General features: G+C 59.4%; 14 protein-coding genes. All 14 read right to left on the reverse strand.

What is annotated here, in order from left to right:
• Positions 1 to 6: 6 nt before the first annotated feature.
• The 14 genes from araG to mltG all read right to left on the reverse strand — a co-directional run bounded on the left by araG (position 7) and on the right by mltG (position 13,175).
• Positions 7 to 1,551 (reverse strand): L-arabinose ABC transporter ATP-binding protein AraG, encoded by a 1,545-nt coding sequence (gene araG / locus ACA075_RS21995; protein ID WP_497295336.1) that lies wholly within the window; start codon positions 1,549 to 1,551, stop codon positions 7 to 9.
• A gap of 66 nt (positions 1,552 to 1,617) precedes the next feature.
• Entirely contained in the window at positions 1,618 to 2,622 is a 1,005-nt protein-coding gene (locus ACA075_RS22000; RefSeq protein WP_219095388.1) for a substrate-binding domain-containing protein, read from the reverse strand.
• A 115-nt stretch (positions 2,623 to 2,737) separates the two neighbouring features.
• Complete coding sequence (locus tag ACA075_RS22005) at positions 2,738 to 3,556, reverse strand: SDR family oxidoreductase (protein WP_497295338.1); 819 nt, start codon at positions 3,554 to 3,556, stop codon at positions 2,738 to 2,740.
• Between the two features lie 197 nt (positions 3,557 to 3,753).
• Positions 3,754 to 4,629 carry an SMP-30/gluconolactonase/LRE family protein gene (locus ACA075_RS22010; protein ID WP_497295340.1) on the reverse strand — a complete coding sequence of 292 codons (876 nt, stop codon included), beginning with the start codon at positions 4,627 to 4,629 and terminating at the stop codon, positions 3,754 to 3,756.
• Positions 4,630 to 4,757: 128 nt separating this feature from the next.
• Positions 4,758 to 5,474, reverse strand: coding sequence for a FadR/GntR family transcriptional regulator (locus tag ACA075_RS22015; RefSeq protein WP_094468493.1), 717 nt, complete (start codon positions 5,472 to 5,474; stop codon positions 4,758 to 4,760).
• 209 nt (positions 5,475 to 5,683) lie between these two features.
• Positions 5,684 to 6,244 (reverse strand): DUF1285 domain-containing protein, encoded by a 561-nt coding sequence (locus ACA075_RS22020; RefSeq protein WP_497295342.1) that lies wholly within the window; start codon positions 6,242 to 6,244, stop codon positions 5,684 to 5,686.
• A gap of 15 nt (positions 6,245 to 6,259) precedes the next feature.
• The gene (locus tag ACA075_RS22025; RefSeq protein WP_219095392.1) at positions 6,260 to 6,865 is read right to left on the reverse strand and encodes a DUF4823 domain-containing protein; all 606 of its coding nucleotides are present in this window, start codon (positions 6,863 to 6,865) and stop codon (positions 6,260 to 6,262) included.
• A gap of 168 nt (positions 6,866 to 7,033) precedes the next feature.
• Positions 7,034 to 8,002 carry a GTP 3',8-cyclase MoaA gene (locus tag ACA075_RS22030; RefSeq protein ID WP_208669403.1) on the reverse strand — a complete coding sequence of 323 codons (969 nt, stop codon included), beginning with the start codon at positions 8,000 to 8,002 and terminating at the stop codon, positions 7,034 to 7,036.
• A 138-nt stretch (positions 8,003 to 8,140) separates the two neighbouring features.
• Positions 8,141 to 8,779 carry a TetR/AcrR family transcriptional regulator gene (locus ACA075_RS22035; RefSeq protein ID WP_008152317.1) on the reverse strand — a complete coding sequence of 213 codons (639 nt, stop codon included), beginning with the start codon at positions 8,777 to 8,779 and terminating at the stop codon, positions 8,141 to 8,143.
• Between the two features lie 342 nt (positions 8,780 to 9,121).
• Positions 9,122 to 9,907 (reverse strand): TatD family hydrolase, encoded by a 786-nt coding sequence (locus ACA075_RS22040; RefSeq protein WP_497295344.1) that lies wholly within the window; start codon positions 9,905 to 9,907, stop codon positions 9,122 to 9,124.
• A gap of 14 nt (positions 9,908 to 9,921) precedes the next feature.
• The gene (locus tag ACA075_RS22045) at positions 9,922 to 10,278 is read right to left on the reverse strand and encodes a PilZ domain-containing protein (RefSeq protein WP_497295346.1); all 357 of its coding nucleotides are present in this window, start codon (positions 10,276 to 10,278) and stop codon (positions 9,922 to 9,924) included.
• A 42-nt stretch (positions 10,279 to 10,320) separates the two neighbouring features.
• Entirely contained in the window at positions 10,321 to 11,307 is a 987-nt protein-coding gene (locus tag ACA075_RS22050; protein ID WP_497295348.1) for a DNA polymerase III subunit delta', read from the reverse strand.
• Positions 11,300 to 11,932 (reverse strand): dTMP kinase, encoded by a 633-nt coding sequence (gene tmk / locus ACA075_RS22055; protein ID WP_497295349.1) that lies wholly within the window; start codon positions 11,930 to 11,932, stop codon positions 11,300 to 11,302. Before tmk ends, ACA075_RS22050 begins: the two co-directional genes overlap by 8 nt.
• Positions 11,933 to 11,951: 19 nt before the next feature.
• Positions 11,952 to 13,175 carry an endolytic transglycosylase MltG gene (gene mltG / locus ACA075_RS22060; RefSeq protein ID WP_497295351.1) on the reverse strand — a complete coding sequence of 408 codons (1,224 nt, stop codon included), beginning with the start codon at positions 13,173 to 13,175 and terminating at the stop codon, positions 11,952 to 11,954.

Consider the following 13,175-nt stretch of genomic DNA (forward strand, 5'->3'; position numbering starts at 1 on the left):
CACCTCTCAGTTCGCCACGCCGTCAGCGCGTTGGCGCGGCAAAGCCAGTTGCAGCAGGTTGGATTCATTGGCCTCTGCGCGAGACAACTCGCCGCGCATCGCGCCTTCGCAGAGCACCAGGATGCGGTCGGAAATACCCATCACTTCCATCAGGTCGCTGGACACCACGATCACCGCGATACCGCTGGCGGCCAGGTTATGGATGATCTGGTAGATCTCGGCTTTCGCCCCGATGTCGATGCCGCGAGTGGGTTCATCGAGCAACAGGACTTTCATCGGCATCGACAGCCAGCGGCCGAGAATGGCCTTCTGCTGATTGCCGCCGGACAGGTACATGATTTTCTGCTCGGCGCCGGGCGTCTTCACTTTCAGCGCCTTGATCTGCTTGTCGGCGTTGCCCTTCTCCCACAGGCCGCGCAACAGACAACCGAACGTGGAATGGGCACCGCGCGCGCTGATGTTGATGTTCTCGGCGACGCTGGCCAGCGGCAGGATGCCCTCCTTCTTGCGGTCTTCGGGACACAGCAGAATACCGGCGGCGATGGCATCACGAGGGGAACGCAGTTTCACCTCATGACCGCGAAGCTCCAGGCGCCCTGCGGTGTTACGCGTCAGCCCGCTGAGCATCCGGAACAGCTCGGTACGCCCCGCGCCCACCAGGCCGAACAGCCCGAGAATCTCGCCCTTGTGCACCTCGAAACTCACCGGTTCACGCAGTCCCGGCCCGAGCAAACCGTCAACCTTGAGCGCCACGGCGCCCCGCTGGCGGCTGCGGTAATCGTAGATATCCTGAATGTCGCGACCGACCATGCACGTCACCAGCTGGTCGTGGGTCAGCTCGCTCATGTCCTCGAAGGTGCGCACGTAGCGGCCGTCCTTGAACACCGTGACCGCGTTGCAGATGCGGAACACTTCTTCCATGCGGTGAGAGACGTAGAGCACCACTTTGCCTTCGTCGCGCAGGCGTCCGATGATCGCCATCAAGCGATCGATTTCCCGCGCCGAGAGGCTGCTGGTGGGTTCATCGAAAGCAATCACATGCGCGCCACGGGACAACGCCTTGGCAATCTCCACCAACTGTCGCTGACCGAGGGACAGGCGCCCTACTTTCTCTTGCGGATCGATTTCATCGGCCAGGCCTTTGAGACAGGCCAACGCTTGCTGACGCAGTGCGCCTCGATTAATCAGGCCGAAACTGGCCGGCAGATGACCGAGGAACAGGTTCTCGGCCACGGTCATTTCCGGGACCAGGTGCAGCTCTTGATGGATCACGGCGACGCCACTGCCAATGCTGTCGGCGGTGGACTTGAAGACCATCGTCTGCTCGCCGATCTGCAGGTCGCCGCTGCTCGGCGTGTAAGCACCGCCGAGGATTTTCAGCAGGGTCGATTTGCCGGCGCCGTTCTCGCCCATCAAGGCGTGAACCTGCCCGGGACGCGCGACGAAGCTGATGCCATCCAGCGCCTTCACCCCGGGAAAAGTCTTGCCGATCCCGTTGAAGCGCAGGCTGCCGCCGACGCTGTGCTCATGTGTCTGTAATTGCGCGTGCATAAAACCACCTCATCACACAGATCAGGCGACCCCGTCACCAGGGCCGCCGATGAAATCAACCGGCCCTCAGTTCCACAGGCCGATCTTTTCCAGTTCCTGCTTGAAGTTCTCGCGAGTGATCAGCGTCACGTCATCCATCGCGGTGTACTTCGGTGGTTCTTTGCCGGTGGTGACCCACTCGAACATCATGCTCGCGGTGTTGTAGCCCTCAATGTGCGGGCTTGGCAGCATCGAACCGAAGAAACCGCTGTTGGCTTTCTTCAGCTCGCCAATGGCGTCGGTGCCGTTGATGCCGATGCCGATCACATTGGCCGCGGCGAAACCGGCGCTCTCGGTGGCGCGCACGCCGCCCAGCACGGTGTTGTCGTTCATGCCGCCGATGATCAGGTTTTTCGCTGCGCCCGGCAGTTTCACCAGGGCCGAGTTGGTGGCGTCCATGCTGCCCGGTACGTCGAGGGTTTTCAGGGCCGAGAACAGAATGTGGTCTTTTGGCATCCCGGCATCTTCCAGCGCTTTGACCGAACCGTCGGTGCGCTTCTTGCCGGTGTCGAGCTCATTGAAGGTGTTGATCACCGCATAGGTGTCTTTCCAGTCCCAACCGCGTTTTTTCGCTTCGGTGGCCATCGCTGCGCCCTGCTTCTGGCCAACTTCGAATGCGGCCATGCCGAGGTACGGAACGTCTTCCATGAACTTGCCATTGGCATCGACGAAACGGTCATCGACAGCGATGACTTTCATACCATTGAGCTTGGCCTTGGCCATGATGGCCGGGCCAAGGGAGACGTCCGGCGGGCAGATCACGAAGCCCTTGGCGCCGTTGGCAGCGAGACTGTCGATGGCCGAAAGGGTTTTCTCGCCGTCCGGCACGGCGATCTTAATCACAGTGAAACCCTTGTCTTTCCCGGCCTTTTCGGCGAATGCCCATTCGGTCTGGAACCAGGGCTCTTCCGCCTGCTTGACCAGAAAGCCGATTTTCACTTCCTCGGCCGCCAGCAGCGTGCTGCTCAGGCTGACCGCAGTGACCGCCAAAGCGGCACAGCACAGGGAACGGATCCCACGACGACGATTCATAAGCTGACTCCTTGTTATTTTTTTTGAGCGTTATTTTGAAAGCCGGTACTGCAAATAGTCATATCGTATGATGATTGGATTTCAAACGGAGTTCCGCGTCTGAAAGCCATGTTGCTCAGTCGTGGTACATGACCGAGCGACCACCATCGATGGTGATGCACGAAGCATTGATGAACGGTGCTTCATCGCTGGCCAGGAAGACGGCCGTCATGGCCACTTCCATCGGTTGCCCGATACGACGCGGCGGGTGCAGGTCGAAGGCCCGTTGACGTTCAGCCTGGGGGTCGGCAAAACCGTTCCAGTAATCGACGTTCAATTGGGTTTCGATGTAGCCGGGGGCGATCGCATTCACGCGAACGCCTTTTGGTGCGTATTCAATGCCCAACGCGCGGGTCAGCCCGAGCAAGCCGTGCTTGGCCACCGGGTACGGAAAGCAGCCCGGGATGATGTGGGTGGAATGGGTCGAGGCGATGTTGATGATGCTGCCGATGCCTTGCTCGATCATTTGCGGCAACACCGCTTTGCAGCCGTACCACGCGCCGTCGAGGTCGATGGCGAAGCAGCGATGCCAGTCTTCTTCGGTCATTTCCAGTGGATCACGGAACACGTTGATCCCGGCGCAGTTGACCAATACGTCGATCCTGCCATGACGCTCGACGGCCAACCTGGCCATCGCGTGCAGGTCTTGTTGCCGGGAAACGTCAGCCTTGATCGCCTGAACATCAAAGCCTTTATCCCGCCAGTGGGCTGCGACTTTCTCGACTTTCTCGACCTGGATATCACTGATGATCAGTTTGGCCTGCTGCGACGCGAACGTGGCGACGATGGCCTCGCCGATGCCCTGAGCAGCGCCGGTCAGCAGCACGACCTTGTTCTTCAGGCGCTCGCCTTTGGGCGGCTCGGGCACGGCGGGCAAGGAAAGAGGCTCAGCCATGGATCAAGGCCCCCTTTTGCAGGGACGACAAAAACCGGGCATCTGTCGATGTCCGGTCAAAAGTCTTCTTGGAAAATTGCTGCATCACTTCACCTGTTTTGTTTTTTTAAGTGTGAGTGCGTGTAACTGATGGCCGACTATAAACCCGACCACCAAATAATCTCAATATATAATTTTACATCCCATATTTTGGGATTTTATCCAGCGAAGCGTGTGCAGGGTTTTCCGGGTACATCGACGCGAATCGACAGCAGCGCACCGTCCAGCGGGTGGTTGAGCGGGCTCGCGGCGCTGGTGATGTACAGGGTTTTCAAGTCTTCGCCGCCGAACACGCAACTAGTAGGGCGGCTGACCGGCAATTCGATCACGCGGTCGACATAGCCATCCGGATTCAGCCTGATCAGGCAGCTGCCATCCCATCGGGCGTTCCAGATGAAACCCTCGGCATCCATCGCCGAGCCATCCGGTCCGCCCCGATCATGGGGACCGAACCAGACATACGCCGTGTCCAAGTTGCCATCGGTGTGGACGAAATAGCGGTACAAGGTTTTGTCCATGCTGTCGGCGAAAAACAGCGTGGTCTCGTCCTCGCTCCACAGCAACGTGTTGGGAATGCCCAGCCCGCGAAGCAGCGGCGTGACCCGCGCGTCGCGGTCGATGCGAAACAGGCCGCCGGAGCGACGCACAATGGGCAGGTCTTCGCCGTTCTCGCCGATGTTGTTTTGCATGGTGCCGAGCCAGAGCCGGCCTTGAGCATCGCAGCGGGCCTCGTTGGCGCGATTGCCGGGTTGCGGGTCGGCGACGCAGAGCAAGGTCAGGCGCGGTTCGAGCCCTGGTGAATCAAGGTCCAGCCGATAGACGCCGCTGCTCAACGTCACCAGCGCATCACCGCTTTCGCAGGGGATGAACGCGGACACGTGCTCCGGCATTTCCCAGATCTGCACGTTGGCGCCGATCAGCCGCAGGGCTTGCTTGCCGGCGATGTCCACCCAATACAGCGCCTGGGTCGGCACATCCCAGAACGGGCCTTCGCCAAGTTGTGCACGGTGTCCGGTAACCGCATGCCACGTCATGAAACCTCCTGTTTTTTCTTTTTTTGTGGGAGCGAGCCTGCTCGCGATAGCGGTGGGTCGGGTGACATCTGTATTGGATGTAACTCAGTCATTGCGAGCAGGCTCGCTCCCACATGGGCTCTCTGTGTTTAGCTGGCTTTTTTGTCAGCCATGACTTTTGGGTAAAAGCGCTTGATCGCCAGGTCCGCGTTATCAATCAGGGTCATGCAGGCCCAGACACCCCGCGCGGCATCCCGGGCGGCGATCGCGTCGGCCATGTCTTTGTGAATCGGCAGCGTGCGGCGCAATTCGTCCGGGTCGGCGGCGGACACTTCGAACGACACCGCCAACAGCGCCCCGAGGGCCGGGACCATTTGTTCAATGAACTGGTTGTGGCTGGCGGCAAGTATGCACTCGTGGAAGATCTGGTCGGCGCGGTTGTAATCGACGCCGCTGTCCACCGCCCGTTCCAACGCGTTATAGGCCTGCTGGATCGCATGAACCTGTTCGACCGTCGCGCGTTCGCAGGCCCAGCGAACGGCCATCGGTTCGATGGTGCGGCGCAGATCGAGCAAGTCGTCGACGAAATTTTCCGGCAAGCCACTGCGCGAAAGCCAACCCACGACTTGGGGGTCGAAGAGGTTCCAGCGTCGCACCGGCAACACCCGCGTGCCGACCTTCGGCCCGACTTCGAGCATACCTTTGGCGACCAGTGTTTTGATGGCCTCGCGGATGACCGTGCGACTGACACCCAACTGCTCGCCCAGATCGGCTTCGACCTTAATGGTTTCGCCGGGCTTGACCTGGCCTGCGGCTATCCAGCAACCGAGCCAATCGACGGTCGACGCATGAAAACTGCTGGACATGGGCACCTCGATGCAGGAACGGCACAAAGCCGTTCGCGATGGGGGTCCACGCTAATCATCATACGATTGGGTGTCAATTTGATTTTCCGTGTCCACGCGTAAAACCACTGTGGGAGCGAGCCTGCTCGCGATGACGGACCAACAGGCAACATTGATGTTGAATGTTATGGCCTCATCGCGAGCAGGCTCGCTCCCACATTTTTTAAACGTTAAGGCTCGAGGCCGATGGGGAAGAACTCACCACTGCTCCAAACGCCAAGCCAGCGTTGCCCGTCGATCTCGCGGGTCACGGCCAGTTCTACCAATTGATAGAACACATTGCGATGGATCAGGGCTTCGAGGTTGGTGCGCACATGCACGTAGGGTGCTGGCTCTTGCGTGACCGGGTCGATCACCACGCGGATCGGGTGTTCGGTGCCGGCGTCCGTGGTCTCGTCGACATTGGTGGTGAAGCGCAAGACTTGTGCTTCGCCCTCGCCTTCCACGTCCACTGCAATCGCCACGAACGGCGCATCATCGACCTTGATACCGACCTTCTCGACCGGCGTGATCAGGAAATAATCATCGCCATCTCGACGAATGATGGTGGAGAACAGCTTGACCATCGGCTTACGCCCGATCGGCGTCCCCAGGTAGTACCAGGTGCCGTCGCGAGCGATGCGCATGTCGATGTCGCCACAGAAATCAGGGTTCCATAAATGGACCGGCGGCAAGCCTTTGGTTTTGGGGATTTGCCCCAACAAGTCGTTGGCTTTTTGCGGGCCACTCATGGCGTTCTCCTTGAATTACTGGTCGCTGAGACCAATCAGACTGCGCGCATATTGCTCAAGCGGCGGGCCGATCAAGTCTTGTGGCTTGTTATCGTGGAACGTCAGTAAACCGCCACGACTCTTGATACGTGCAGTATCAATCAAATACTGGGTGCTGGTCTCGATCAACATGATCTGAATCACGCCGCTGTCGATGCCCAGGCGATCCACGTATTCCTGATCGAGCCATTCGTCCGAGTTACCAATTCGGTCATCCGCCTTGGCGAACCGTGTGTAAAGCAGGTAATGGGCACCGGCGGCGCGGGCTTCACCCATGGCCTGATCGAGGCCTTCGGGGGCACGCGCGCGGCGGACCATCGGGAAATATTCGATAAAACCGTTGTAAGCTTCTTCAGCGACCACGTTAGGTCGCGGATAAGCGCTGCCCGGCGGCGCGAAGGCACCTTGGGCGATGTAGATGAACGAGTCCGGCTGAATGCGCAAGTTATTCACCCGACGACTGTCGCTGTGATCCAGCAGCCCTGCATCGCTCATGTGGTAGCGAGTTCCTTCAGCCATATCGCTGACATTCATGCAGCCACCAAGCGCCAAAACGGCCAGCAGCAAAACCAGGCTACGCATCCTACCCTCCAGAGGCCGGTGACGGAAAACCGGCGAATGGCCATTGGATGCAGCTTCCGCGCCAGCTCAAGAGCTTTGTTGTCTGATCGAACGCAATCGCGGGCAAGCCACGCTCCCACAAGGTTTGCGCAAACCCTGTGGGAGCGGGCTTGCCGCGATTGCGTTCGATCAGCCGCCAATAATCTTCATGATGGTCGCGCCGCCGGAGAAGGCCACTTCCTGCTTGTCCCCCAAGGCTTTCACCAAGAGACGCTGCAGCGCCGGCAATGCCTGATGACGCGGCTTGTCCAAAAGGTCGCCGACATAGTGGCGATTGCTCGACGACAAACAGCCATGCAGCCACCCCGTGGACGACAGCCGCAGGCGCGAGCAGGTCCGGCAGAAAGGAACACTTTCATTGGCGATCACGCCGAAGTGCCCCAGCCCCGGTATTTCGTAACGCACCGCAGTGGCATCGACCGGCGCATCGGCCTGCAGATACTCATAACGCTCGCCGATCAGGCTCAGCAACTGCTGAAGGCTGACGAACTGCTGCAGGAAGGCGTTGTTGTCGCTGGCCAAGTGACCCATGCGCATCAGCTCGATGAAGCGCAATTCATAGCCACGCTCCAGGCAGTAATCGAGCAGCGGCATCACCTGATCAAGGTTCTGGCCGCGCAGGGGCACCATGTTGACCTTGATTTTAAGGCCGGCGGCCTTGGCCTGATCCATGCCGTCGAGCACGGTCGCCAGGTCGCCGCCACGGGCAATGCTGCGGAACGCGCTGGCATCCAGGGTATCGAGGGAAACGTTGATGCGACGGATGCCGGCGTCCACCAGCAACGGCAGCTTTTTCGCCAGCAATTGACCATTGGTGGTCAGGCTGATGTCTTCCAGGCCCATCTTGCCGACAGCCGTCATGAAGGCTTCGAGCTTGGGGCTGACCAGCGGCTCGCCACCGGTGATGCGCAAGCGCTCGATGCCCGCTGCTTCGATCAGATACGCCACGCCGCGTGCCATGGCCTCGGCCGACAATTCATCCTGCGCAGCCACCAGCCGCTTGCCGTTGGGCACGCAGTAGGTACACGCGTAATTGCAGGCTGAGGTCAGGCTGATCCGCAAATTGCGGAAACGCCTGCCTTGACGGTCAACGATCATGGAGCACTCCGGCGAAAGGAATTTGAACGCGTAAAACTTGACTCACAAATCAAGTTTTAGCAAGTCCCATGCCTGAGTATATTCCTGAGGTACTGCGCCATATAGCGAAATCATGGCGCAATAAAGCAACTGAATGGTTCAGCTGCTCGGGGTGTCGGTATCGCGCTTGCGCTTGTTGCCCATGCGCACACCGATATCCATCAGGAACTGGAAGAAACCTTCCTGATCTTCCAGCACATTGCTCCAGAACGGCGAGTGATACAGCGCCACGGCACCGTGCACCAGCGCCCAGGACGCGCAGTAATGGAAGTAAGGCGGCACGTCTTCGAGCTTGCCTTCGCTGATCCGGCCCTTGATCAGCAAGGTCAGGCGTTCGAAGTTCGAGGCACGGATCTTGTGCAACTCCTCGACCATCTCCGGCACCTGGTTACCCTTGACCACCTTCTCTTCCAGGCGATCGAACAAGCGATAGCGTTGCGGGTCGCGCATGCGGAATTCGAAATAGGCCCGGGACAGGGCTTCCTTGTCCTTGTCGACATCAGCCGAATGCAACAGCTCGTTCAGATCACGCTCGTAGTCGAGCATCAGGCGCAGATAGATCTCCGCCTTGGATTTGAAATGCTTGTAGATCGTGCCTTTGCCGATACCGACGGCATCAGCAATCATCTCGACGGTGACACTGTCTTCACCTTGGTCGAGGAACAGCTTGAGCGCGGTATCGAGAATTTCTTGCTCGCGGCGACGAAACTCACGGACCTTACGAGGTTCTTTATGCATAAGAAAAGGTCTGTAGGGGTCAAAATTCGAAGCCGCGTATTATGCCTAACTTGCGCCAAAATGCACGGATCATCCGACCATATCTGTGTTTCTTGATGATTTCACACAGGGTCGCCTGTTGATGAGAACACTTCCGAAGCGCCCGTATTCCAAAATTGTTTAAAAACCGCGGCCGGTAAACTGGACTCGGCGCAATACTGATCAATACTTGAACTGTCGACGGGGCATCTCCCCCAAGTGTCGCGTCGATATAGGTACCAACGGACCGCGTGCCTTTGTTTTACTCCTAATGGTCTTAACCCGGATTCACCCCCCAGAACCCGGGTTTTTTTTGCCTGCGATTTAGCCTTTCACATGCGCCAGCGGAAACAGGCGCTTGAAGTTTTCAGTGGTCTGCTCGGCAAATCGCTCATAAGACTCACCACGCAACATTGCCAGAAATTCCGCAACCTCGCGCACGTACTGCGGCAGGTTGGGTTTGCCGCGATAAGGGATCGGAGCCAGGTACGGCGAGTCGGTTTCTACCAGCAATCGATCAGCCGGCACTTTGCTGGCGACGTCACGCAGCGCATCGGCATTGCGAAAAGTGACAATGCCGGACAGGGAAATGTAATAGCCCATGTCCAGCGCAGCCTTGGCCATGTCCCAGTCTTCAGTGAAGCAATGCAGCACGCCCGCCTGAGGCAACGCAGCCTCGCGCAGCAAACTCAACGTATCAGCACGGGCGCCACGGGTGTGGATGATCACCGGTTTGCCTGTTTGCTGAGCGGCCTGCAGGTGCAAGCGAAACGATGCCTGCTGCAACTCTGCCGCTTCTGGCTCGTAGTGATAATCCAGGCCGGTTTCACCGATGGCCACGACACGGGGGTGATTGAGCTCACGAAGCAACCAATCGAGCGCCGGCGCAGCACCCGGCTGTACATCCAGAGGATGCACGCCCACTGAACAGTCGACGTCGTCATAACGTTCGGCCAGGGCTTTGACATCCGCGGCATTTTCGACGCTGACGCCGATACATAAAAAGTGCCCTACCCCGCGCTGCCGGGCCGCATCAAGTGCGGCATCCAGAGAGCCGTCGTGGGCGGCGAGGTCAAGACGATCGAGGTGACAATGGGAATCTACGAGCATAAAAGGGCTGCAACTTACATCGTATGAGTGGGACGGTCGGACTTCAGGGCTCCGGCCAGATGGGTTTCGATTCGACTGCGCGCAGTGTTGTCGCCGTCGTTGAATTGTACGCCGACCCCGGCAGCCCGATTGCCCTGTGCACCTTTGGGGGTAATCCAGGCAACCTTGCCGGCCACCGGAATCTTATCGACCTCGTCCATCAGGTTCAGCAGCATGAACACCTCATCGCCCAACTTGTAGCTCTTGTTGGTCGGGATAAACAGGCCGCCGTTCTTGATGAACGGCATGTAGGCCGCGTAAAGCACGGACTTGTCTTTGATGGTCAGGGACAAAATGCCGTTGCGCGGCCCCGGGTTGACGGCTTCATTCATGCTGACCTCCATTGCTGATGATCAGAGTCTAGGCACAGACGATCACTTCTGGGTAGGCAAGGATGCCCATTGCACCAGCAGCGCCTCCAGCAACAAGGCCGGATTGAGGTTGGCTTTGCTCATGACCTTCTGACGCTGGGCGAGAATCCAGTCCTGGATACTCAAAACCTTATCCTGAGCGGTTTTCTGCGCCAGGTATTGAATGACCTTGCGCATGTCCGCCAATCCCAACCCTGTTTCATCCTGGGTCAACTGATAGCGCAGGATCAGACTCGACCAGTCGCAGAACCAGTCGAACAACAGCAACTGCGGGACGGTTTTCCATTCTTCGGCCAACTGCGTCGGCGATTGCTGCTGCTTGAGCAGCTTCTTCACGCCTTCGACCACCAGCGCTCGCTGTTCGCGCACGCCCTGGGCCTGCAACTTGACCGCCGCCAGCGGAGAGCCGGCCGCTAGGGTCAGCAGTTCGACACGCTCCTCTTCCGAGCTGTCCGGCAGGGCCGTGGCCAGCCAGGCAAGACTCATCGCTTCGCTCGGCAGCGGGCAGGCCTGTTGCACGCAGCGGCTCTTGATGGTCGGCAACAAACGGCTGGTCTGATGGCTGACCAACAGCAAAACGGTGTCGCCGGACGGTTCCTCAAGACTTTTGAGCAAGGCGTTCGCGGCGTTGATGTTCATCGACTCGACCGGCTCGATCAACACCACCTTGCGCCCGCCCATTTGGGCGGTCTGGACCACGAAGCTGACCAGATCCCGCACCTGATCGACTTTGATCGCCTTGTCGGCCTCTTCGGGTTCCAGGATGTAGTTGTCGGGGTGGCTGCCGGCCTTGAGCAGCAGGCAGGATTTGCACTCACCGCAGGCATCCTGCGCGGTCGGACGCTGGCACAGCAAACTGGCCATCAACCGTTCCGCCAGCGCCCGCTTGCCGATCCCGGCCGGGCCATGCAGCAGATAGGCGTGCGCATGTTGCTTGCGACCGGCCAATTGCTGCCAGAGGCTGTCCTGCCACGGATAGGCGTCAGCCACGGGCCAACTCCATCAGGCGTGGCAGCAAGGCGTCCAGCGACTGCTGAACCTGCGCCAGCGGCTGAGCGGCATCGACCCGCACATAACGCGCAGGGTCAGCTTCAGCGCGTTCGAGGAACGCACTGCGCACGGCATCGAAAAAGGTTCGGCCTTCGAGTTCGAAACGATCCAGGCGACCGCGAGCGCTGGCGCGGGCCAGACCCACCTCCACCGGCAGATCAAAGATCAGCGTCAGGTCCGGGCGCAAATCGCCCTGCACAAAGGTTTCCAGGGCCGCGATACGCTCCAGCGACAATCCGCGACCGCCGCCCTGATAGGCGTAGGTCGAATCGGTAAAACGATCACACAAGACCACCGCGCCACGGGCCAGCGCCGGGCGAATCACCTCGGCCAGATGCTGGGCGCGTGCGGCGAACACCAACAGCAGCTCGGTGTCGGGGTTCATGACTTCATCAACCGGCGCCAACAGCACTTCGCGGATCCGCTCGGCCAAGGGCGTACCACCCGGCTCGCGGGTCAACACCACCTCGATACCGGCGGCGCGCAGGCGCTCGGCCAGGTATTCGCGGTTGGTGCTCTTGCCGGCGCCTTCCGGGCCTTCCAGGGTAATAAACAAGCCAGTCACGGGCAGTCCTTAATCAGAGTCATTGCGGGCTTTGCGGAGCCGGTGCGTCCGGCTCGGGCACGGGCTTCGGAGCAGGTACAGCGGAGGGTTCTTGCGGCGCGCCTTGTGGCGCTACTTCTGGCAAAGCGTCGGGATCGGGATTGGGCGAAGCGGCCGGAATCGCCACTTCGGCATCCGGCGTGTCGGCACTCGGGGTTTCTGGCGCGGATACCGGTGCCGGGCTGGACCGGTAATCGGCACGACGCTTGAGCTGGAACTCGCGAACCGCATTATTGTGGGCATCCAGATCATCGGAGAACACGTGGCTGCCATCACCGCGAGCGACGAAGTAGAGGCTGTTGCCCGCCACCGGGTTCAACGCGGCATGGATCGCTTCGCGGCCGACCATGGCAATCGGGGTCGGTGGCAGGCCCGAAATCATGTAGGTGTTGTACGGCGTGGCTTCCTTGAGGTGGGCACGGGTCAACTTGCCGCTGTAGCGATCACCCAGACCGTAGATCACCGTCGGATCGGTCTGCAGCAACATGCCCATCGCCATCCGCCGCACAAACACGCCAGCGATCTGCCCGCGCTCCTGTGGCACACCGGTTTCCTTTTCCACCAGCGAGGCCATGATCAGCGCCTGATAGGGTTCGGTATAGGGCACGTCAGCGGCGCGCTGTTCCCACTCCTTGGCCAGAACTTCATCGAGGCGGTCATAGGATTTTTTCAGCAGTTCGACATCGGTCATGCCGCGCACGAAGCGGTAGGTGTCGGGGAAGAACCGGCCCTCGGGAAAGACCCCGGTGTGGCCCAGTTTGGTCATCACTTCGCTATCGCTCAAACCGGTCAGGGTCTGCTCGAGTTTTTCATCCTTGGCCAATGCCGCCCGGACCTGATGAAAATTCCAGCCTTCAACCAGGGTCAGGCTGTACTGAACGATGTCCCCACGCTTCCACAGGTCGATCAGCCCTTCGACAGTCATGCCAGGCTGCATGCGGTATTCGCCCTTGTGCAAGGGTTGTCCGGCCAGGTTGAAACGCCAATACACACGCAGCCAGAAAGCGTCCTTGATGACACCATCGGCTTCGAGTCGATAGAAAGTGCGGGTTGGCGTAGTGCCTTTAGGCACTTCCAGCAGTTCTTCCTGGGTGATGTTCAGCGGCTGATTTAGCGCCGTATGAATCTTCCAGGCGGAGGCGCCCAGACACAACCCTGCCAGAACCAATCCGGTTTCCAGCAGTAGCAAGAATTTACGTCTCAC

The sequence above is a fragment of the Pseudomonas sp. LBUM1663 genome (assembly GCF_059695905.1).

Bases quoted from the DNA above. Each gene is read 5' to 3' on its own strand.
- araG (WP_497295336.1), bottom strand. From the start codon at position 1,551: ATGCACGCGCAATTACAGACACATGAGCACAGCGTCGGCGGCAGCCTG.
- ACA075_RS22035 (WP_008152317.1), bottom strand. From the start codon at position 8,779: ATGCATAAAGAACCTCGTAAGGTCCGTGAGTTTCGTCGCCGCGAGCAA.
- ACA075_RS22025 (WP_219095392.1), bottom strand. From the start codon at position 6,865: ATGCGTAGCCTGGTTTTGCTGCTGGCCGTTTTGGCGCTTGGTGGCTGC.
- ACA075_RS22045 (WP_497295346.1), bottom strand. From the start codon at position 10,278: ATGAATGAAGCCGTCAACCCGGGGCCGCGCAACGGCATTTTGTCCCTG.
- ACA075_RS22005 (WP_497295338.1), bottom strand. From the start codon at position 3,556: ATGGCTGAGCCTCTTTCCTTGCCCGCCGTGCCCGAGCCGCCCAAAGGC.
- ACA075_RS22015 (WP_094468493.1), bottom strand. From the start codon at position 5,474: ATGTCCAGCAGTTTTCATGCGTCGACCGTCGATTGGCTCGGTTGCTGG.
- ACA075_RS22000 (WP_219095388.1), bottom strand. From the start codon at position 2,622: ATGAATCGTCGTCGTGGGATCCGTTCCCTGTGCTGTGCCGCTTTGGCG.
- ACA075_RS22020 (WP_497295342.1), bottom strand. From the start codon at position 6,244: ATGAGTGGCCCGCAAAAAGCCAACGACTTGTTGGGGCAAATCCCCAAA.
- ACA075_RS22030 (WP_208669403.1), bottom strand. From the start codon at position 8,002: ATGATCGTTGACCGTCAAGGCAGGCGTTTCCGCAATTTGCGGATCAGC.
- ACA075_RS22010 (WP_497295340.1), bottom strand. From the start codon at position 4,629: ATGACGTGGCATGCGGTTACCGGACACCGTGCACAACTTGGCGAAGGC.
- ACA075_RS22040 (WP_497295344.1), bottom strand. From the start codon at position 9,907: ATGCTCGTAGATTCCCATTGTCACCTCGATCGTCTTGACCTCGCCGCC.